At 61.1% G+C, this 20,014-nt stretch carries 16 protein-coding genes; 4 read left to right on the top strand and 12 right to left on the bottom strand.

Annotation, left to right across the window (positions count from 1 at the left end; all coding sequences use genetic code 11):
• Window positions 1–7: 7 nt before the first annotated feature.
• The 5 genes from HYP802_RS0117070 to uvrC all read right to left on the bottom strand — a co-directional run bounded on the left by HYP802_RS0117070 (window position 8) and on the right by uvrC (window position 6,405).
• The gene (locus tag HYP802_RS0117070) at window positions 8–472 is read right to left on the bottom strand and encodes a molybdenum cofactor biosynthesis protein MoaE (protein ID WP_013948609.1); all 465 of its coding nucleotides are present in this window, start codon (window positions 470–472) and stop codon (window positions 8–10) included.
• A gap of 4 nt (window positions 473–476) precedes the next feature.
• Window positions 477–728 (bottom strand): molybdopterin converting factor subunit 1, encoded by a 252-nt coding sequence (gene moaD, locus HYP802_RS0117065; RefSeq protein WP_024276209.1) that lies wholly within the window; start codon window positions 726–728, stop codon window positions 477–479.
• A gap of 34 nt (window positions 729–762) precedes the next feature.
• Window positions 763–1,350, bottom strand: coding sequence for a CDP-diacylglycerol--glycerol-3-phosphate 3-phosphatidyltransferase (gene pgsA / locus HYP802_RS0117060; RefSeq protein WP_024276208.1), 588 nt, complete (start codon window positions 1,348–1,350; stop codon window positions 763–765).
• Between the two features lie 98 nt (window positions 1,351–1,448).
• Window positions 1,449–4,292 (bottom strand): mechanosensitive ion channel domain-containing protein, encoded by a 2,844-nt coding sequence (locus HYP802_RS22480; protein ID WP_024276207.1) that lies wholly within the window; start codon window positions 4,290–4,292, stop codon window positions 1,449–1,451.
• Between the two features lie 121 nt (window positions 4,293–4,413).
• A complete protein-coding gene (gene uvrC, locus HYP802_RS0117050; protein WP_013948605.1) occupies window positions 4,414–6,405 on the bottom strand; it encodes an excinuclease ABC subunit UvrC in 1,992 nt (663 codons plus the stop codon).
• A 134-nt stretch (window positions 6,406–6,539) separates the two neighbouring features.
• Between uvrC and HYP802_RS0117045 the strand changes: the two genes are divergently transcribed.
• On the top strand, window positions 6,540–7,574 hold the full coding sequence (locus HYP802_RS0117045) for a hypothetical protein (RefSeq protein WP_013948604.1): 1,035 nt from the start codon (window positions 6,540–6,542) through the stop codon (window positions 7,572–7,574).
• 21 nt (window positions 7,575–7,595) lie between these two features.
• Here HYP802_RS0117045 and HYP802_RS23300 read toward each other — a convergent pair whose 3' ends face one another.
• The 3 genes from HYP802_RS23300 to HYP802_RS0117030 form a co-directional block, all read right to left on the bottom strand.
• Window positions 7,596–9,044 (bottom strand): glucosaminidase domain-containing protein, encoded by a 1,449-nt coding sequence (locus HYP802_RS23300; RefSeq protein ID WP_024276206.1) that lies wholly within the window; start codon window positions 9,042–9,044, stop codon window positions 7,596–7,598.
• 35 nt (window positions 9,045–9,079) lie between these two features.
• Complete coding sequence (locus HYP802_RS0117035) at window positions 9,080–10,411, bottom strand: glucosaminidase domain-containing protein (protein ID WP_013948602.1); 1,332 nt, start codon at window positions 10,409–10,411, stop codon at window positions 9,080–9,082.
• A 200-nt stretch (window positions 10,412–10,611) separates the two neighbouring features.
• Window positions 10,612–11,352: an SDR family oxidoreductase gene (locus HYP802_RS0117030; RefSeq protein WP_024276205.1), complete on the bottom strand. Its 741-nt coding sequence runs from the start codon at window positions 11,350–11,352 to the stop codon at window positions 10,612–10,614.
• Between the two features lie 383 nt (window positions 11,353–11,735).
• Here HYP802_RS0117030 and HYP802_RS0117025 point away from each other — a divergent pair, with 383 nt between their 5' ends.
• The gene (locus tag HYP802_RS0117025; protein ID WP_013948598.1) at window positions 11,736–12,533 is read left to right on the top strand and encodes a TorF family putative porin; all 798 of its coding nucleotides are present in this window, start codon (window positions 11,736–11,738) and stop codon (window positions 12,531–12,533) included.
• 196 nt (window positions 12,534–12,729) lie between these two features.
• On the top strand, window positions 12,730–13,485 hold the full coding sequence (locus HYP802_RS0117020; RefSeq protein ID WP_013948597.1) for a hypothetical protein: 756 nt from the start codon (window positions 12,730–12,732) through the stop codon (window positions 13,483–13,485).
• 25 nt (window positions 13,486–13,510) lie between these two features.
• Here the strand turns inward: HYP802_RS0117020 and HYP802_RS0117015 are convergent, their stop codons facing one another.
• Both HYP802_RS0117015 and HYP802_RS0117010 read right to left on the bottom strand, forming a co-directional pair.
• Window positions 13,511–14,506, bottom strand: a complete 996-nt coding sequence (locus tag HYP802_RS0117015) for a ribonuclease T2 (protein ID WP_013948596.1) — start codon at window positions 14,504–14,506, stop codon at window positions 13,511–13,513.
• A 57-nt stretch (window positions 14,507–14,563) separates the two neighbouring features.
• Window positions 14,564–15,967: a dipeptidase gene (locus HYP802_RS0117010; RefSeq protein ID WP_013948595.1), complete on the bottom strand. Its 1,404-nt coding sequence runs from the start codon at window positions 15,965–15,967 to the stop codon at window positions 14,564–14,566.
• Window positions 15,968–16,113: 146 nt separating this feature from the next.
• Here HYP802_RS0117010 and ppdK point away from each other — a divergent pair, with 146 nt between their 5' ends.
• Window positions 16,114–18,825, top strand: a complete 2,712-nt coding sequence (gene ppdK, locus HYP802_RS0117005; RefSeq protein WP_013948594.1) for a pyruvate, phosphate dikinase — start codon at window positions 16,114–16,116, stop codon at window positions 18,823–18,825.
• Here the strand turns inward: ppdK and HYP802_RS0117000 are convergent.
• Together HYP802_RS0117000 and nadC are read right to left on the bottom strand one after the other, a co-directional pair.
• A complete protein-coding gene (locus HYP802_RS0117000) occupies window positions 18,822–19,055 on the bottom strand; it encodes a hypothetical protein (protein WP_013948593.1) in 234 nt (77 codons plus the stop codon). The two genes, ppdK and HYP802_RS0117000, sit on opposite strands and share 4 nt — an antisense overlap.
• Window positions 19,056–19,132: 77 nt before the next feature.
• On the bottom strand, window positions 19,133–20,005 hold the full coding sequence (nadC, locus tag HYP802_RS0116995; RefSeq protein WP_013948592.1) for a carboxylating nicotinate-nucleotide diphosphorylase: 873 nt from the start codon (window positions 20,003–20,005) through the stop codon (window positions 19,133–19,135).
• Window positions 20,006–20,014 lie beyond the last annotated feature (9 nt).

The raw sequence follows: 20,014 nt of genomic DNA, 5'->3' as shown, positions 1-20,014 counted from the left end.
CGAAAATCTATTTGCTCGTTAGAGCCCACGCCGCGGCGGCATCCTCATCGCTTTCGCGGGCATCGACCCACTGCGCGCTGCCGTCGCCAAGCGTTTCCTTTTTCCAGAAAGGCGCGCGCGTCTTGAGATAATCCATCAGATACTCGGCGCCCGCGAACGCATCCTGCCGGTGCGGCGCGCAGGCGATGACGAGCACGATGTTGTCGCCAGGCTTGAGTTCGCCGACCCGATGTATGATCAGCGACGCCGAAAGCTTGAAGCGCGCGCAAGCTTCCGTCTCGATGCGTGCGAGTTCCGCTTCCGTCATGCCCGGATAGTGTTCGAGCGTCATTGAGACGAGGGGCTGGCCTTTAACGTCGCCGCGAACCTTGCCGACGAAAAGCGCCACGCCACCAATGGCCGTGTCGCCGTCCGAGAGTTTCGCCATCTCCTCGGAAATATCGAAATCGTCGGTGGAGACCCGAACGGTCACGGCATCAACCTCCCGTTACGGGCGGAAAGAAGGCGATCTCGCGAGCATTGCCGACGGCCGCCGTCGGCTTCACATGGGCATGGTCGATGGCGACACGGATTGCTTCGGGCTTGGCAAACGCCTGATCGAACGGTTGCCCACGGCGCGCCTGCCAGAGTAGCAGATCGCGGACCGTCACGATATCGGCCGGCAGCCTCAGACGCTCCTCGCTGACGCCCGCGCGCTCGCGCAACCACGCAAAATAGCGAAGCGTCACTTCGGGGGCTGATTGTCTGTCGGTCATGTCAGGCTCAGCGATAGATCGCGTGGCGGATACCGGCCTTCAGATAGTCATAGCCGGTCAGAAGCGTAAGGAGCGCCGCCACCCAAAGCAGCACCATTCCGGCCAGGGTCGTGCCGGGGAGCAGCTTCTCAGCGGCCGGCCCGGCCAGCAGGATCGCAAGCGCCACGAACTGGACCGCCGTTTTCCATTTGGCAAGCTGCGTCACATGCACCTTGACATTCAGCTCTGCCAGAAACTCGCGTAGGCCCGACACCAGGATCTCGCGCGACAGGATCGTCAGAGCCGCCCAGATCGACCAGCTGCCAATGGTGTCCGTATAGACCAGCATGAGGAGCGTCGCCCCGACCAGCAGCTTGTCGGCGATCGGGTCCAGCATCCGGCCGAGATTGGACTGCTGCTCCCAGATCCGGGCCAGATAGCCGTCGAGCCAGTCTGTTACGCAGGCGGCAACGAAAATCGCGAACGCCAGCCAGCGCGCAATTTCGCCCGTCCCGAAGAACAGCACGCCCGCAAGCACGGGCACGGCCGCAATCCGTCCGTAAGTTAGGATATTGGGCAGGCTCATTGACAGCGAGCGGTGCGCGACGTGATCCATGGTTTTGGGTAGCCGCAGCACCGCCGGGCCGTCAATCCCCAGTGAGCAAAGTGCGCGCCGATGGTGAACGGCTCAGGGCAGAAAGCCGCAGGAATTCGTTATGACGCCGCGGCCGAAGCCGGAACCGGGGGAGGCACAGGATCGGGTGGCGGTGGGGGGGACACGGCAGCTGGCGGTGCGAAAGCCTGTCGACTGACAATGCCGGCCTTACGGAACGCCTCGTAGACTGCAATCCGAAGGTCCGATTGGACCTTCAGTGAATGCGTAATGTCGGGAAGCATGATCCGCAGGGTGTATTCGGTCGTCGTCGGCGTATAGCCGTCAAACGTCGCCAGCGGGGCCGGTTCCCGCAGGATCGTAGGATGCCGCGCAGCGCATTCGTTGAGGATCGGCAGGACGAGCCGGGGATCGATCTCGGCCCCGGCAGAAAATTTCAGCACCACTCGGCCGAGCGCGCTGCGGTGCGTCCAGTTCAAGACACGGCCGGTAATGAGTTCGGAATTCGGCACGATGAGGCTTGCGCGGTCGAATGTTTCAATCTCGGTCGAACGGACCGAAATGCTTCTCACCGTCCCCTGTTCGCTGCCGACGACGATCCAGTCGCCGACTTTGATCGGCCGCTCGATCAGGAGAATAAGGCCCGAGACAAAGTTATTAACGATCGACTGCAGGCCGAAACCGATACCGACCGACAACGCACCGGCGACGATCGCGAGGTTTGTAATGTTGAACCCGGCGTAAGAGATCGCCATCACGGCGGCGAGCGCCGTACCGGCATAGCCGACCGCAGTGTCGATGGAGTTCGCGATGCCTGGGTCCATTTTCGGCGCGATGAGAATGTTCTCGCGCAAACGCCGCTGGATCATTCGGGTGGCGACGACCACCGCGATGAAAAGCGCGATGCCAATCAGGATTCGCACGATAGAGATGCGGATCGAGCCGACTTCGAAGCCGAAGAATGCCCGTTGCATCCAGTCGCGAATGTCAGGAGCCGAAAAACCCCACTGCAGCAGGAGCACTGGCACCGTGATCAGAGCTACGCCCAGGGTCAGCGCGGTTTCCGTCAGCCAGCCGAGCTGCTTGCGGCGGACGTCATCGAAGCCCATCCGAGCTTCGAGAAGCTCGCTGATATGTCCTCGCGACGTTGTGCTGCCGCGCGTAAAGGCACGGATTGCGAGGATCAGAAGCATCGCTACGAGTCCGACAACACCGGTCATGACCAATTGCTGCGCCAGGAACCGGCCGAGCGCGATGTAGCCCGTGAGGCAAAGGCCGATGATGGACAACGCCGCAACCCATAGCGGCAGCTTGAGCCACAGCGGCTCACTGCGCGAAACCGGACGCGTGCGCGTCATTTGGTTGGACTCGAAGGGCGTCAGCAGGAGGCCGATCAGTACAAGCGCGAACGCAATGCTCGTGAACAGTGACTGCGCCACGCTCATCGAAAGCGGCAAATACAGAACCTGCGCGAACTTCGACAGGAAGAGATCGATCGAATAGATCAGCGCCAGTATGACGAGAAGCCGCGAGATGCGCCGCGCGCTGCGATCGGAAAGGTGCATCAGCCGCCGCTCATGACTGCGCGGCGCAAAGACTGTAATGACCAGCGCGGACACCGCCACGAATACCAGCGATGTTTCAAGAAGGGCCACACCCACCGGGGCGGCGGTCGGATAATAGAGCAGTCCAAGATATTCGAGGCCGCCATAGGCCAGGAAGGCTGCTGCAACACCGGGAATAGCCCGTACCGGCGCGATCCATGCGGCGGAAGCTGCCCGCTGGAAGAACGTCGGCGGGGTTGAATTCGGAGGGGCCCGATAGCGCGTGATAGAAACGACCACGGTCTTGAGCAGCAGATAGAGACCGATGACTGCGACGAGCAGGATCAGGGCACTCGTCTTCTGTCCGGTAACAGCGTTCCACCAGTCCCGCGCGTTATAATCAAGGCGCCACTGAATGGCCTCTCTGTGCCTGTGGAAGTCGTTCCAGAACTCGGGAAAGACCGGACTCGTCATCTGCTCAGTGAGGCTGCGCACGAACATTTTGAGGCGCAGCTCGGTGATCTTGTCGATCGCCTGTCGGGCGCGCCACCAAGTGTTTTCGAGCGTCTTGATGGCTCCCGAGACGTCCGCCTCGCGCGCATCGAGCCGTGACCGTTCCCCCGCAACGGCTGGCGTTTCCGACGGTTGATCCTTCGCGGGCGGCGGACCAAGCCGCTTGATCTGCGTTTGAATGTCGGACAAGCGCGGACGCAATGAATCTGCGGTTTCCGTTGTCTTTGAAATGACCGCGTCGAGCTTGTCGCGCAATTGCCCGAGGTCGTCGTCGGCGTTCGAGATGTTCGAAAGCGATTTCTCCGCCCCGTCCATCTGGCCGACGAGATTGGTGATCTCCGCGTTGACCTCCTGAGAAACCGCGGGCGGGGACGGAGGCGCAGCTGGTGCTGTCGGAGCGGGTGCTGCGGCCTGGGCGGGTGCCGCAGCCTGAGCAGGCGTTGCCGGAGCCCCAGCCGCCGGAGCTGTTGCAGTGGGAGCCGCCGCAGCGGGGGCCGCTGCTGCTGGAACCGCTGCCGCAGGCGCCGCTGGGGCTGCAGTCGCCGCAGGAGCGGCTGCAGCGGGTGTTTGCGCCGCGGCAGGCGGAGGTGCTGCGGCGGGTGCCGCAGGCGCTGGCTGGGCCGCTGGAGCCGCCGCGGCTGGCTGTTGCGCCGGCGTGATGGTTTGAGCGGGCGCCGCCGATTGTGCAGGCTGTGCCGCAGATTGCGCCGGAGCGACGGGCTGTGCCTGCGTCGTGGCCTGCGCCTGCGGCTGAGCCGGGGCTTCCTTCGTTTCCTTGACGGGATCGGCAACCGGCGCCCAGCCGTTCATAGTGGCGTCCTGGGCATCGGCCCGCGGTACCGCGAAGAGAATGGCTAAGGTGGCGATTGCAAGTGCACGTCTGAGCATCGGCAGAACTGGAGCCTTTAGAAAGTGAATTGAGCAAAAGGGAGATGGCCCATCGCCCTCAAGTGCCGCGAAATTAGGGCGGACGGTGTGCAGCTGGCTAGCCTTTAAAGAGTTCCCGCGACTATCCCGCCCGCTCGTGGAAAAAGTCGTAGATTTTTTTGGCCATATCGGCCGAGATTCCATCGACAGCCTTCAAGTCTTCGACACCGGCGCGTGACACCGCCTTGGCCGAGCCGAAGTGTTTCAGAAGCGCCCGCTTACGCGTGGGCCCAACGCCCTCGATCTCGTCGAGCGGATTGGCGCCGAGCGATTTCGCACGCTTCGCCCTGTGCGTGCCGATCGCAAACCGATGTGCTTCGTCACGCAGGCGTTGCACGAAGTAGAGCACCGGGTCCTTCGCTTCAAGCATGATCGGCCGGTCGCGCCCAGGAATGTGGAAATGTTCGCGGCCTGCATCGCGATCCGGACCTTTTGCGACACCGATCAATGCGATGTCGTGCAACCCGAAACCGGCCAAGACTTCGCGCGCGACCGAAAGCTGCCCCAGGCCGCCGTCGATCAGGACGAGATCGGGCTTGTCTGGAAACGCGCGTTCATCTGCGGTGTCATCCGGATCGTCGACAATGGGCGAAAGCGGACCACCGCTGACGTCTGAGGCAATCTCTTCGACCTCAGTCTCGATCTCGTCCAGCACCTCGGCTTCCGCAATGCGCTTGAAGCGGCGCGTCAGGACCTCGCGCATCATCGCGTAGTCGTCGCCCGGCGTTGTCTCCGGCGACTTGATGTTGAACTTGCGATACTGGCCTTTGACGAACCCTTCCGGCCCCGCGACGATCATGCCTCCGACGGCATTGGTGCCGGAGATATGGCTGTTGTCGAAAACCTCGATGCGGCGCGGCACGGCCGCAAGCGAGAACCGCTCCGCTACACCTTCGAGCAGACGCGCCTGCGATGAGCTTTCCGCGAGCTTTCGGCCAAGCGCTTCGCGGGCGTTCGCAAGCGCATGTTCGACGAGCGTCGATTTGGTGCCGCGCGACGGCACGCGAATTTCAACCTTGCGCTCCGCCTTTGTCGTCAACGCTTCGGCCAGCAGTTCGCGGTTCGGGATATCGTGCGAGATCAGGATCAGGCGCGGCACGGGCTTATCGTCGTAAAACTGCGCGATGAAGCTATCGAGTACGTCCTCGACATTCAGCGAGCGATCCGCTTTCGGATAGTAGGCGCGATTGCCCCAGTTCTGTCCGGTGCGGAAGAAGAACACCTGAATGCATGTCTGTCCGCCGTCCTGGTAGGCGGCAAACACGTCGGCTTCTTCGACGCCTTCCGGATTGATCGACTGATCGGCCGTGACATGCGCCAGCGCCCACAGACGGTTGCGATACGTTGCGGCGGTCTCGAATTCGAGCTTCTCCGCGGCCTCCGCCATCAGCCGTTGATACATCTCGCGGACAGTCTGGCTTTCGCCGCTGAGGAAACTTTCGGCTTCATCGACGAGCCTGCCGTAATCGTCGAGGCTGATCTCTCCGGTGCACGGCGCCGAGCAACGCTTGATCTGATAAAGCAGGCACGGCCGCGTGCGGCTGTCGTAGACACTGTCGGAGCATGAGCGCAGAAGAAACGCGCGTTGCAGCATGTTGACGGTGCGGCTGACGGCGCCAGCCGAGGCGAATGGTCCGAAGTATCTGCCTTTGCGGTTGCGTGCGCCGCGATGCTTCATGACGGCCGGAGCGCCGTGGTCCCGGCCGATGAGAATGTAAGGAAACGACTTGTCGTCGCGCATCAGAACGTTGAAGCGAGGCCGGAAGCGCTTGATGAGGTTCGCTTCAAGCAGCAACGCCTCGGCTTCGGTACGTACCGATACGAACTCCATCGACGCCGTCGAAAGGATCATCCGTGCGATGCGGTTCGTATGGCCGTTGAGCCGGGCGTAATTGGAGACACGGGCTTTGAGCGACCTCGCCTTGCCGACATAGATCACCTCGCCGTCCGTATCGAGCATTCGATATACGCCGGGGCTCTGCGGCAGCAGCTTGAGATAGGCCGCAATGACCTCGGGCCCTGTCTTTGCGGGCGTTTCCGGGGGGGATGTCAATGTCGCGGGTTCTTCGGTCATGGCGCACCTAAAATTGGGCCGCCGCCAAGGTCAAGCAAGGCATTGCATGCTGCGCCACAAAATCACCATGCCGAGGGCGTGGTGTCCAATTTCATTGAAAGTTCAGGGAACAACGATGCGCCGAGGGGGGTGTCATGCGTCGCGTCATCGCCATTCTTGGCTTAAGCTACCTCATTGTCCTGCCGGCATTTGCGACGGCGAGGCCCGTGAAAGTGCAAGACTTCACGCTGTCGAGGCCCGCGAAAGATCCCGCGCACGCAAAACGTACAAAGGGCAAGGCCTCGAAGCCGTTTGAGAATTCGCAAGAGCTTCTCAAGTGGATCAACGATTACCGCAAGAATCCTGATCCTCAACGCCTGCCGCAAGCCGTGAAGGCAATGTCGGATTTCGGCGTGACGAGAGATACCGATCAGTCCGGCGTCTACATCGGCTTCGTCGCCGGCGTGCTGGGCGCTAACCCACGGATCGCCGACGAACTGATAACGAAGATGTTTCCGCTCCCGCCGGAAGATCAGGTGCTCGTGATCAAGGGCATCGCGTATTCCGGCCTGCCGCGTTGGCGCGATACCCTGAAGAAATACGTCGAGCGTATGCCTGCCCGCAGAGTGCTGATCGAAAAGTATCTCTACGGCAATAAGCCGACGCTGACGGAGATGTCGATCAAGGATGACTCCAGCGTCATCGATTTGAACTGGGGCTATTACTTTGCGACCGGCTGGGAAGCCCCAGTCCGGCGCATCGTTACCGCACTCGAATTATCGCTCGATAAGGACAAGGTCGATTATCTGACAATCGGCGCGATGGCGAAGTGGACGCTGGCGCAGAACGCCGCCCGCAACGATGATTTGCTGCGAATGTTGAAAAAGATTTCGGCCGACGTCGATCCCAAACTGCGCAAGCCGCTTGCCGAAGTGATCGACGCGGCCGAGTCCTATGAACTCGCCAAACTGCGCAAGGATGCGCTGGCGTCGATCGATCAGCTCAAAGCCCAGGGTCCCGAGAGCCTTCGCAATTACAACTGGTGGGGTCAGGCCGGGCAGACTGTGCTGGCGCTCGGCTGTGTCGCTGCCGGTGCGTTGGGACAGGTTGAGGTGGGCATTCCCTGCGTCATCGGCGGCGCGGCATCGACCGCCGCGCTTAAGTATCTCGCGCCGACATCGACGCCTTAAAACGGGCGCGCGAACGGCGCCTCACTTGTCCTCAGGACAATTGACCTTGGCGTCGATCAGCGCCGATTCCGGTGACGCATATTCGCCGACGATCTCGGCACCGACCGCTTCCGTGCGGGCGTAGGCTTCGAACATCGGCTTTTCGAAACCGTCCATGATCGTCAGCGCCGTATATTGAACTTCATCGCCGGAGCGTGAGCGGATCAGCAGTGTTTTCTTGCCGCCGTAGCTCGCTGTCAGAACCTTGCAGTGTGCTGCGGGCGCGTTTTCCGCGGCCTTCGCCGCGGCACCAAGCTCCGCCGGGAGCGGACCGCCGAGACGTGACGGCTGGGGCGGTTCCGGCGCGATGCGAAACGTCGGCAGCCAAGGCAGGAAACTTGAGCTTTCGCTGTTCTCTGCAACTTGTTCCGCGGCCGGTGCGGCCTGAGCAACGGCTGGTGCAGCTACTGCTCCTTCCTTAGCGACGGTCGTCTCGTGCGCCGCTGAGATTGTCGAAACCCAAGCCGAGGTCGAAGTATGAGCCGCGGCCGTGACACGCGAAGTCTTTTTCGCCTTGCGCGCTAGTTTGCGAACTTTCGCTTTTTTCAGTGCATGTTTCGGCGTTTTCACCGCGGGCTTTTTCGGAGCGACTGCGGCGGGACGGGCATGATGGACCGGTGCAGCCGGTTGTTTCTTCGATTTCGCGCCCAAGGGCGGGATCTCGGGGCCGGCGCTGTCGTCTTCGGGCACCGGTCCGCCAAGTCCGGACGGTTGCCGGAACGGATACCGCCATTCACGCCGGATCTGTAACGGTGCAGGCGGCGGTACATCGCTTTCCGCTGCTTGCGCCGGCTGGTCGCAATAGCGTGAACGGAACAACCCGGCGACGATGTCGATCGATTTGCCGTAAGCGCGGTCCGCTGCCCATCGGCGTGCGAGATCGCCGAACGTCACCGGCCGTCCGAGCCGTTGGGCGAGTTTGATGATGTCGTCTTGATTTTCGCGCGTCCGCTTGGCAACCGGCGCCGCGAGACGTTCGCCCGAATAGGCGACGAGATGCTGAATCTGCGCGTGTACGCCGGTCTTCACATCCGCGAAGCGCTCGCCGCGCACGCCGCCGCCGGTCGCGCCGATGCCTGCAAAATTGTTTTGGTTTTCACGAACGTCGCCGCGCTGCCCATCGCCCCGGCGATAGGACAGATAGTTCGTCTCCAGCACCATCTGATAGAACGCATAGTCCCACCGCACGTGCCAGCCTTCGCCGAAATATTTGTACCAGCGCGCGATTTCGCGGAAGCGCGGGTCAACGTGCGGATTGCGCTCGGCCACAAAAGCCATGAGGCGTTCCGGAGTGACGCAGGCCGGAACCTGATTTTGCGCACTCGTCCTGATCGGAGGCGCGGCTTTGGCACCGCTCGTCGTCAGGACGAACAGTGCCGATGCCAGGGCGGCGGTTAGATTCCGGAATGGAAGCGGCTTTGGTGTCGCCATCAAATAAGGCCCTCTGCGACGGTTTCTCTTTGCGATCAACCGTCAGGGCAGAGTTCGAAGGCCTTATCGAGGGCTTGCGATGGGTTCGAATATTCGCCAACGGTCACGCCGCCCTTCGCGTACGCCGCAATGTAGGCTGCAGCCTCGCGCTTTTCGGAGCCTTCGTTGACGTCAAGTACCGTATAATTTTCCTGCGCATCCGCTTTGGCGCGGATAATGACCGAGTGGCCGCCGCCGTAGCTCGCCGTCCAGACTTTGCACTTCGGCTTTACGCCTGCAGCCGGGATCATCATTGCGGTCTTGGTTCCGCCAGACACTTTCGCGGCAGCAGACTGCTTCTTGTTCGTCTTCGACTTCAACGGCTCGACCTGAGCGGAGGTATCAGCAGTCGCGGCTTCATCGTCGGACGAAGTCGAGGCGTTGATGACCTTGAACGACGTTGTGGGCGTGTTGGCGGCCGGTTCGCCGACGGCGGGTGCATTAACCGACGGCGGGATCAGCGATTCAGCGCCGAGGCCAGAACGCTCGAACGAACCGGATTTCCGCGCTTCTTCTACCGCGCGCTTGGCGAGTGCTGCGCCGGAAATATAGGGACCCGTGTTAGCCGAGCTGTCGTCGGCCGAGGCGACTTGCGTTGACGTGGTGTCCGCAGGCGGCGTCTGCGCGGCAACCTTCGTGCCGCCGCCCGGCTGGGCGAGGGCCATCAGTTCAGGCTGCGGATCGGGGCCGCGGCATGGGCTGCCGTAGAATGCTTCGACGAGTCCTGCGATTTCGCGGCTGTAGCGCCGCGAGCCGGGCGCCCATTGCTTTGCAAGCTGATCGTAGGTGACAGGACCGTGCAGTGATTTCTGCCAGTCCGTCAGAATACCCCACTCCTGAACCTTTCGCGTGCGCTCGGCGACCGGATTGTCGATGTGTTCGCCGGCGTACATCAAGAGATGCTGCAGATGGGCTTCGACGCCCGTCGCGACATTCGGAAAGCTTTCGCCGGGAACATTCTTGCCCGTGGCGCCCATGCCGGCGAAGTTGTTTTGCGTCGCCTTGACGTCGCCTTTGAACGTCAGGTTGCCGGTTTCGAGCATCATCTGGAAGAAAGCGATATCCCAGCGAATTTTAAGCTCGTTGCCGATCCGCATGTAATCAGCGGCGATCGTCTGAAATTTCGGATCGAGATCGCGATTGCGGCTTTCGAGAAAGCCCATCAAGCGTCCGGGCGTGGCGCACACCGGGACCTTGTTCCTTGCGCTGATCTCGACCTGAGGAAGTCCCGCAGCCTTTACAGGCAGCGACATGGCAGCCAGTGTCACGGCTGCAGCCAAAGCGAACGCAAAAGGCGTCCGAACGCGGCGAAGCATGGTTACACCCATTTGCACGCGGCACCCCCTGTCGAGGCGCCCAACAGAACTATTAACGTTCGTAGGCGCTTAACGTTAAAAAAGTGTTTATGAGCCCCCCATTTGGACCCGATTCAAAGGTCGCCAAGTATTTGGGCAGTAATGAGAACAGCGCGCGGTGACATTGCGGCGGGGCTGGGACATTGCCGCGCAACGACGGGCTTATTTGTGCCTCAAGTCAGATGTTGTCCGCCGTCGAGGGCGATCATCTGGCCGGTGAGGGACGGCGTCGCAAGAATGAATCGCACGGCGGCGGCGATCTCATCCGTAGAGGCGCCGCGCCCGAGCAGTGTCGATCGGCTCTCGCGCTCGAAATCATCGTCCGTCTGGTGAATACTGCGCAAAACGGGGCCGGGACCGATGGCGTTCACGCGAACCCGAGGCGCGAGCGCTTGCGCCAGCGTTCGCGTCGCCGTCCAGAGACCAGCTTTCGAGATCGTGTAGGAAAAGAAGTCCTGCGTCAGATTCCAAACGCGCTGGTCGATGATGTTGATGATGTTTCCTTCGCAGCCCTCGGGCAAGCCGGCAGCGATGGCCTGCGCCAAGAACACCGGCGCCTTGAGATTGATGCCGAGGTGAAGGTCCCAGGTCTCGTTATCGAGACTCTGGACGGTGTCGGGAAGAAACTCGGACGCGTTATTAATGAGCACCGTCGGAGGACCGAACACGGCTTTGACGTCGGAGACGAGAGCGCGCGGCGCTTCCGCGTCGATCAGGTCAGCTTGAAAGGCTTGGGCGTGACCTCCCGCCGACTCGATCTCTTCGACCAGCAGCAGGGCCGTTGGCGCCGAATTCCGGTAATGAATCGCAATCGTCCATCCCGCACGCGAAAGATCGAGGGCGAGCGCACGTCCAATGCGCCGCGCCGCGCCTGTAATGAGGACGGTACCGGGGGGCTTGTCGGGGTGATTCATGTCTTTGACGGCTTATGTGCGAGCGAAACTGAGTGCGTTGTAACTGCCACAGATGATTCCTGACGAGACGTCATGACGAAGCGTGTTCAGATAGTTTCTCATTTGGTGTTCAATTTGCTTTTGCTTTTTGCAAGGTGCCTTTAAGTTGGCTTTTGCCGCAGCACCGATGTGCTTAATTTCAAGGCATATCGACAACGCTCAGGCTTCTTCTCTCGGCAGCGTTGCACACAGGTAACATACGCCTGGCAAGTCACACAGTGTTGCTCCTAATCGCTTGTGCGGTCCCATCAAAAAAGTTTTCCTAATCTCAGAGCGGTTGAGAGTCGCGTTGTCCGCAATAGAGCGGGTGTTGCGAGCCGCAGATCTGGGACGGGGGTTGTCTTATGAAGAATATCAGAAGTTTCTTGGGCGCTGCAGGCGTGGCGGCTGTCGCCGCGCTGGGCATGTCGACGGCAGCGCTCGCCGATGACGATGGGGCGAACAAGTTCGGCTACTCGATCACCATCTCGGGCACCTCGGACTACATGTTCCGTGGTATCTCGTTCACGAACGAAGATCCGGCCTTCCAGCCGTTTATCGAATTCACCTACGGCAATCCGAACCTGACCTGGTACTTGGATTTCTGGGGTTCGAACATCGCCGATCCGTTCGGCCCGTTCGAGTTGGATATGTACGCAGGCGTCCGTCCTGTGACTGGTCCGGTCAGCTGGGACTTCGGTATCCTGTACTATACGTATCCGAACAACTCGATCCCCGGCTCGAGCAACGGCGACTACCTCGAACTTAAAGCCGCGGCCTCTATCACGCCGATCACCAACCTTACGACCGGTCTCACGCTGTACTACACGCCTGATCAGGGCGGCAACTACAACGAAACCTGGACGATCGAAGGCAACGCGTCCTACACGCTGCCGAACTTCTACATGTTCACACCGGTTGTCAGCGGTGTCGTCGGTTATACCGATACCGGCATGTCTTCCACGAGCGCCGACTTCATCGGCGTCGGTCTGGGCCAGAAGGATTACACCTACTGGAACGCCGGTCTGAAGCTGTCGGTCGACAAGTACTTCATGGACTTCCGGTACTGGGATACAAACATCAGCAAGAACGCTGCTGACGGCTTTGATAACAATCTGGCCGACTCGCGTTTCGTCTTCACGGCTGGCGTAAACCTCCCGTAATTACGTAAGTAAAACAGACCCTAATCCCGTCGCAGATGGCCGGAGCCTTCCTCAGGGCTCCGGTTCCATTTTGTGGCGGGATTGCTCTTTATGCAGATAATGTTTTCACCAAGCGAATTGCTCAAGGCCGCTTGAGAATTGCCACAACTCAGCTCAGAGGTTGTAGTGAGATTTCTGGCATCGTGCGGTCCGGTCCGTGCTTCTAACGGTCGTTGCTCTCGTTTTTCTGACCACTATTGCCGCCGCGACCATCATCGTGCCGCGGCTCGTGCCGCATCATGTTCGCCTAGCCGATAATCCAGACCGTCCACGCGCCTTCGGACACGATATGGCTTGGCTTGCGATCAAATCGAATGATCCGGCGGCCGTGGCAACAGCACTCGGACTTGTCCAGCTTCGGCCCGCCAACTGGAATTCCGGTGTCGGCGCAATTTACGATTCGGAGATCTCGAACGGGCTCGTTTTCATCGCCCCGCCGATCAAGGGCTGGACGCTCGTCGCTGCCGAGTCGCTTCCTATTCCGTCCAGTGAGTCGTTTATCGATAAGATGACGCCGCTGCTTCGGCATCTCGCGATCGAATTCCCGGCCGTTCAGTATTTCGCGTCGTTCCCGATCATCGACTTTTACGCCTGGGCGCGCTTTGAAAAGGGCCGGCGCGTCCGTGCCTTTGCGGTTGGCGATGGGGGCGTGATCTGGAATGCCGGCAAGCTGTCGCAAGAAGAACGCCAGCTCGGCCTGTCGTTCATCGAAATCAGAGGCATCCGCGACCGCCACGGGGACCTCGGCGGCGAGCTACAACTCTATCCGACAGAAGAGCACGTCTCCGCGATTTCCGGCGGCTGGAGCATCAATCCTATGGCGATCGAATCGCTGCGGGCGCCCACCAGCGTCGGCTGGATCGCCGATGCACCGCGCTCTTGGCGGCCTGAGCGCATTCGCAAGGTCGCCTGACACCGATCACACGATCTTCGAAGCTTCACTGCGTGCTGCGCCCGTAATTGTAATTCATCTGCGGCCCCGGCAGATGGTCGGCGCCTTGCGCATTGTTTCCCGGGGGCGTCGGCAACTGGATCTGCTGTTGGTTCTGCCAGTTGCGCGCCGTCGAGCGGGCTGGCGGCACGAAGACTTGGTTGGCCGTGCAGAGATTGCGTCGCGTTTCGTTCTGGCCGCAACGGCGCGGTGCGCCGTCCTTTGTCAGGCAAAGCCGCACTTCCCGCAGCATGCCGCCTGCGCCGCCGCAGACGACGGTCATCATATCGGGACTGAATTGAGGGTTGGCCTGCAGGAAGACCCGTTTGACGTCGGCCGCCGACAGTATCTGCGACTCGAACGGATTGTTGAAGCGCTCAGGAATGTTGATGCCGTCGAACAGGCGGCGTGCCAGCGCGAAGTACTGCATCGGGTTGAGACCCGAGCATGTCCCGTGGGCGCGGTACTCGTGAATGACCAAGCCACGGCTCGGCATAATGTCGAGCATGTTGTTGATCACGGGATCAGGCACGAACGGCCGCCTCGGAAGGCGGCAGTTCGACGGATAGCCGCTGTCGTACTGCGGCCAGAGACCATGCAACACGAACGAATAGCGACGGCCGTCGCGGCGATTGCACTGCGTGTCGTCATCGCGTCCCTGGTCGGAGCAGTAGGTCGGGCTCCATGAGAGAACCAGCGCGTAGTAATCGAACTGGCCCGGAACGTTTCGCTGGTCGCTGTCGTCGTCGGAGTTCTCGTTCCAACGGTCGTCGTCGTTGTACGCCTGTTTGTTGGCGAACGATCCGCGTCGCGCATCGCCACCAGAGCGATTGGAATTTCCGTTGCCGCTCGTACCGGCGCTGGACCCTGTTGTTCCTTTGCCACCGTCGGCGGTGCGGCTGGGCAACGGATATACCTGGGGCCGCTCGCTCATAAAGTGGGCAAAGTAAGCGCCGAGAGCCACGAGCACCAAAACCGTCAGAAATAAATGAGGTTTGAGCATTTCTCTTTCTCTGACATCGCACGCAATATGCGGCGTTGGCGGACGATTTAGGCAATCTCACGCGCCAGGTTTGGCGAGCGCTGCAAGAATACGCGCCCAGCTCCGCGCACCCTTCTCGAAGCTTCGGATATTGTATTTCTCGTTGGGCGAATGAATGCGGTCGTCGTCCAATCCGAAGCCGACCATCAGGCTGTCCATGCCAAGCGCATCGCGGAACGAAGAGACAATCGGGATCGAGGCGCCGCTGCCCATCAGCACCGTGGGCTTGCCCCATTCTTCTTCCAGCGCCTTGGCCGCCGCACGCATCGTTGGGTCGTTGGTATCGAACATGATCGCGCCCGAGCCGTGATGGCCGAGCCAGGTCGCCTTACAGTCGGCTGGAAGAAGCGTCGCGACGTAATCGCGGATCGATTTCATGACGTGCTCGGGATCTTGGCCGGACACCAATCGGCACGTGATCTTCACCGAGGCTTTCGCCGGGATCACGGTCTTCGAGCCGATGCCCTGGTAGCCGCCCGTCACGCCGTTGAATTCAAGCGTCGGGCGGGACCACAGTTGCTCAATGACGGAGCGGCCATTCTCACCTGCAGGCACTGACAAGCCAACCGAGCCGAGGAAGGACTGCGCGCGCACGCCAAGCGCCTGCCACTGCACGAGCTGCTCTGCTGTCGGCTCTTGAACGCCGTCGTAGAATCCAGGAACGGCAATTTTGCCAGTATCGTCGTGGAGTGCGGCCATCACCTTCGCCAGCACGCGAATGGGGTTCGCGACGGGGCCGCCGTAGATGCCCGAATGCAGATCGCGCGTCGGTCCGGTAATAACGAGTTCGTCGCCGACAAGTCCGCGCAGCATCGTCGTGATGGCAGGGGTGTCCTTGTCCCATTGTCCGGTGTCGCAGACGAGCACGAGGTCAGCCTTGAGTTCATCGCCATGCGCGGCGAGGAACGCCGGCAGCGACGGCGAGCCGCACTCTTCTTCGCCCTCGATCAACACCGAAACTGCGATCGGCAATTCGCCCGCGACTTTCTTCCAGGCCCGCGCCGCTTCGAAAAAGGTCATGAGCTGACCTTTGTTGTCTTCTGCGCCGCGCGCCACGATCACCTCGCCGTTGACCGGATCGTTCTCGATCCGCGGCTCGAACGGCGGCGTTTTCCAGAGGTCGAGAGGATCCGGCGGCTGCACGTCGTAATGTCCGTAGAACAGGACGTGCGGCATGTTGGGGTCACGCTTCGGCCGGTCATGCGCCACAACCATCGGATGGCCGCTTGTCGGCACAACCTTAGCTTCCGCAAAGCCGATGTCTTTTAGCGTCGCCGCGCACCATTCCGCAGCCCTGAGGCAACTCGCCTTGTGGCCAGGATCGGTCGAGATGCTGTCGATGCGCAGAAGCTCGAACAAACGGTCAAGTCCGGCCGATTTTGACTGGCCCAAGGTATCGAGAACGGTTTCGAGCTTGCTCATTGCGATAGACTTTCCGACGTGTTGCCAGCGGGGCAGGATCAGGCGGCGCTAGGAATGCGGGGCCTCATTTGCTATGGCACCTCTCCCTGACGCCCATCACTCCTGAAAGGAATGATGGGCAGCAAAAAGACCGCATCGGAGGTCTGATGGCACAGCCGAACGCCGACGGCAAAAAGAAATGGGTTTACGCTTTCGTGCCTGGAAAGGCCGAAGGCAGCGCCGAGATGTCCGAACTGCTGGGCGGCAAGGGTGCCAATCTTGCCGAGATGGCGGCCCTCGACCTCCCAGTGCCGCCCGGATTCACGATCACGACCGAGGTTTGTAAGGCTTTCTTTGCCGCAGGCCACCAGCTGCCGGAAGAGCTGAAAGGCGAGGTGCTCCAGGCGCTCGACGCCGTCGGCGAGACCGTGTCGGCCAAATTCGGCGACGAGGCGCGGCCGCTGCTCGTTTCCGTCCGCTCCGGCTCGCGCGCGTCGATGCCCGGCATGATGGATACGATCCTCAATCTCGGCTTGAACGATAAAACGGTCGAAGGGCTCGCCGCGCTGACCGGCGATCCGCGCTTCGCGTTCGACAGCTATCGCCGCTTTATTCAAATGTACGGCGACGTCGTCCTTGGCGTCGATCACGGCGCGTTCGAAGATATTCTCGAAAATTTCAAGAACCTGAACGGATTCGCCGCCGACACCGACCTCGACGCCGAAGCCTGGCACGAAATCATCGCCGACTATAAGGCTGCGATCGAGCGCGAGCACGGCGCGCCGTTTCCGCAGGACACCAGCGAGCAGCTCTGGGGCGCCATCGCCGCAGTCTTCAATTCCTGGGACAATCCACGCGCGGAGACGTATCGCCGGCTGCATGACATTCCTGAGGATTGGGGGACGGCCGTCACCGTTCAGGCAATGGTGTTCGGCAACCTGGGTGACAACTCAGCGACGGGCGTCGCCTTCACGCGAAACCCATCGACGGGCGAGAAGGAAATCTTCGGCGAGTATCTTCCCAATGCCCAGGGTGAAGATGTCGTCGCCGGCATTCGTACCCCGCATGCGCTAACGAAAAAGAGCGCAGCCGGTGAGGCCGAGACGTCGCTCGAAGTCGCGATGCCGGACGTCTTTGCCGAACTCAAGAACATCTTCGACCGCCTGGAACGCCATTATCGCGACATGCAGGACGTCGAGTTCACTGTCCAGATCGGCAGGCTCTGGATTCTGCAGACGCGCTCCGGCAAGCGCACGACGGAAGCCGCGTTGCGCGTTGCCGTCGATCTTGCGGCAGAAGGCCTGATCTCACAGGATGAAGCCATTCTGCGCGTCGAGCCCGCGCAGCTCGATCAATTGCTGCATCCCGCGATCGACCCGTCGGCTGATCATGACCTGATCGCCAAAGGCTTGCCTGCGTCTCCTGGTGCCGCATCCGGAGAAATCGTTTTCCATTCTGAAATGGCCGAAGCGCTGAAGGCTAAGGGCCGCGACGTCATCCTCGTGCGCTCCGAGACGAGCCCCGAAGACGTTCACGGCATGCACGCAGCTGTCGGGGTTTTGACGGCGCGAGGCGGCATGACAAGCCACGCCGCCGTCGTCGCGCGTGGCATGGGCCGGCCATGCGTCTCCGGCGCCGGAACCCTTCGCATCGACGCCAACGCCGGCACCATGAGGGCAGGCGCGCGCATCTTCAAATCCGGCGACATCATCTCGATCGACGGCAGCTCCGGTCGCGTCTACGCGGGCAAAGCCAAGATGCTGCCGCCGCAGCTTTCAGGCACGTTCGCGACCGTCATGGAGTGGGCGGACAAGACGCGGCGCATGAAAGTGCGCACCAACGCCGACACGCCCCGCGATGCCCGCCAGGCCCGCTCGTTCGGCGCCGAAGGTATTGGCCTCTGCCGGACCGAGCATATGTTCTTCGAGGAAAAGCGCATTCTTGCCGTCCGCGAGATGATTTGCGCCGAAGACGAAGAGGGTCGCCAGCAGGCGCTCGACAAGCTGCTTCCCGTCCAGCGCGCCGACTTCGAAGAGCTGTTCGAGATTATGGCGGGCCTGCCAGTCACAATCCGCTTGCTCGATCCACCGCTGCACGAATTCCTGCCGCACGAAGATCGCGAGGCCGCGCAGGTCGCGGCCGCGTTGGGCATGGATCTGATGCGCCTGAAAGCCCGCGTCGCCGAGCTTGAGGAATTCAACCCGATGCTTGGGTTCCGTGGCTGCCGTCTCGGCATCAAGTTTCCCGAGATTACGCGCATGCAAACGCGCGCTATCTTCGAAGCGGCGATCAATGCGCAGAAGAAAATGGGCGACGCGGTCCATCCCGAAATCATGATCCCGTTCATCGCCTATCGTCGCGAGCTCGATATTCTGCGCGACGTCATCACGGCGACTGCAAAGGCCGTGGAACAGGAGACGGGCGTCACCATTCCCTACGACGTCGGCACGATGATTGAGTTGCCTCGCGCGGCGTTGCGCGCCGCCGATATCGCTGCAGGCGAGAAGGGGGCCGACTTCTTCTCGTTCGGCACCAATGACATGACGCAGACTGTCCTGGGCCTGTCGCGCGATGACGCCGCGCCAATTCTATCGAACTACCTTGAACACGAAGTGATCACGACCGATCCGTTCGTTTCGATCGATCAACTCGGCGTCGGCGAATTGGTGAAAATCGGTGTCGATCGCGGCCGGTCCGTCAAGCCGGGCCTCAAGACCGGCATTTGCGGCGAACACGGCGGCGACCCGAGGTCGATCTATTTCTTCGAAACGGTCAATCTCGATTACGTGTCATGTTCGCCGTATCGCGTGCCGATCGCGCGTTTGGCCGCCGCGCAGGCAGCGATCCGCAGGAAACGGCGCGAGCAGGCGGCGTCCTAGAGCGGCCCGTTTTCGTGCCGGTCGATTTCATCGAGTGTCGGCCGGCGCGGCCGCGGGCCCTTGTTTCGCGGCAAGAACAGCAGCCAAAGTGCGAACGGCGGCACCAGGAAGCTCCACGCCGTCCAGTACGATAGGTCGCGATTCTTGATACCTGCGAGGACGGCCGCAAAGACCGAGGCTGCGATTGCGATCCCGCCCCAAAGCACGATCCATTGCATTGCCATCGACATGCCGATCCTCCCAAACCCGCGCCCGAGACTCAGAGTTTCTACCACAGTCAGCCAGATGCGAGCCGACTATGGCGAATTCAAGCAGGGCGGCCGGAACTCTTTTGCGGCGCCGAGATGAAATCAAGTCCCAGGTCGAGAACGGGCGCCGAATGCGTCAGCGCGCCGACCGAAATCAAATCGACGCCGCTTGCGGCAATTTCCTTGACGGTATCGAGGTTAACGCCGCCCGAGGCTTCCGTCAGGCAGCGCCCGGCGACGGTCGCCACGGCCGTACGCAATTCCTGCGGGTTCATGTTGTCGAGCAACACGCAATCGACTTTTTCCCGCATGACGACGTCAAGCTGATCGAGCGTGTCGACTTCGACTTCGATCTTCGTCATATGACCGGCCGCGTTGCGGGCAGCCTTGATCGCCTCGGAGACACCACCGGCGGCGACGATGTGATTGTCTTTGATGAGGATGGCGTCGAATAGCCCGAAGCGATGATTGTGGCCGCCGCCGCAGCGCACCGCGTATTTTTCGAAGACGCGGAGTCCGGGCATTGTTTTGCGCGTATCGACGATTTTCGCTTTCGTTCCTGCCGTCGCTTCGACATAGCGCCGCGTCAGTGTTGCGATCCCGCACATTCGGCCCATGAAATTGAGGGCGACGCGCTCGGCCGTGAGAATCGCGCGGGCATTGCCGCTAATCCGGGCAACAGTATCGTCGGCAACGATGCTTGCTCCGTCGTCAATATCGACCTCAAAACTGCAGTCTGGATCGAGTTCCCGGAACGCTGCTTCGGCGAGCGCGATCCCTGCAACGACGCCGGGCATTCGCGCCACAAGCAGCGCATCCGCACGAACGTCGGCACCGACGGTCGCATTCGTTGTAATGTCGCCGCTGAGGCCGAGATCTTCGGCAAGCGCAGCGCGAACGGCGGCAAGAACAAGATTATGGGAAAGCATCATTGGCGAACT

It is taken from the genome of Hyphomicrobium sp. 802 (assembly GCF_000526135.1).
GTDB lineage: Bacteria > Pseudomonadota > Alphaproteobacteria > Rhizobiales > Hyphomicrobiaceae > Hyphomicrobium_B.
This window is presented reverse-complemented; position numbering and strand designations above follow the sequence as displayed.

What these genes read in the sequence shown, in the direction of transcription:
- HYP802_RS0117000 (WP_013948593.1), bottom strand. Translation starts at nt 19,055, where the DNA reads ATGTCGATGGCAATGCAATGGATCGTGCTTTGGGGCGGGATCGCAATC.
- HYP802_RS0117030 (WP_024276205.1), bottom strand. Translation starts at nt 11,352, where the DNA reads ATGAATCACCCCGACAAGCCCCCCGGTACCGTCCTCATTACAGGCGCG.
- HYP802_RS0117015 (WP_013948596.1), bottom strand. Translation starts at nt 14,506, where the DNA reads ATGCTCAAACCTCATTTATTTCTGACGGTTTTGGTGCTCGTGGCTCTC.
- HYP802_RS0117035 (WP_013948602.1), bottom strand. Translation starts at nt 10,411, where the DNA reads ATGGGTGTAACCATGCTTCGCCGCGTTCGGACGCCTTTTGCGTTCGCT.
- nadC (WP_013948592.1), bottom strand. Translation starts at nt 20,005, where the DNA reads ATGATGCTTTCCCATAATCTTGTTCTTGCCGCCGTTCGCGCTGCGCTT.
- HYP802_RS0117025 (WP_013948598.1), top strand. Translation starts at nt 11,736, where the DNA reads ATGAAGAATATCAGAAGTTTCTTGGGCGCTGCAGGCGTGGCGGCTGTC.
- HYP802_RS23300 (WP_024276206.1), bottom strand. Translation starts at nt 9,044, where the DNA reads ATGGCGACACCAAAGCCGCTTCCATTCCGGAATCTAACCGCCGCCCTG.
- pgsA (WP_024276208.1), bottom strand. Translation starts at nt 1,350, where the DNA reads ATGGATCACGTCGCGCACCGCTCGCTGTCAATGAGCCTGCCCAATATC.
- HYP802_RS0117045 (WP_013948604.1), top strand. Translation starts at nt 6,540, where the DNA reads ATGCGTCGCGTCATCGCCATTCTTGGCTTAAGCTACCTCATTGTCCTG.
- HYP802_RS0117010 (WP_013948595.1), bottom strand. Translation starts at nt 15,967, where the DNA reads ATGAGCAAGCTCGAAACCGTTCTCGATACCTTGGGCCAGTCAAAATCG.
- ppdK (WP_013948594.1), top strand. Translation starts at nt 16,114, where the DNA reads ATGGCACAGCCGAACGCCGACGGCAAAAAGAAATGGGTTTACGCTTTC.
- HYP802_RS22480 (WP_024276207.1), bottom strand. Translation starts at nt 4,292, where the DNA reads ATGCTCAGACGTGCACTTGCAATCGCCACCTTAGCCATTCTCTTCGCG.
- uvrC (WP_013948605.1), bottom strand. Translation starts at nt 6,405, where the DNA reads ATGACCGAAGAACCCGCGACATTGACATCCCCCCCGGAAACGCCCGCA.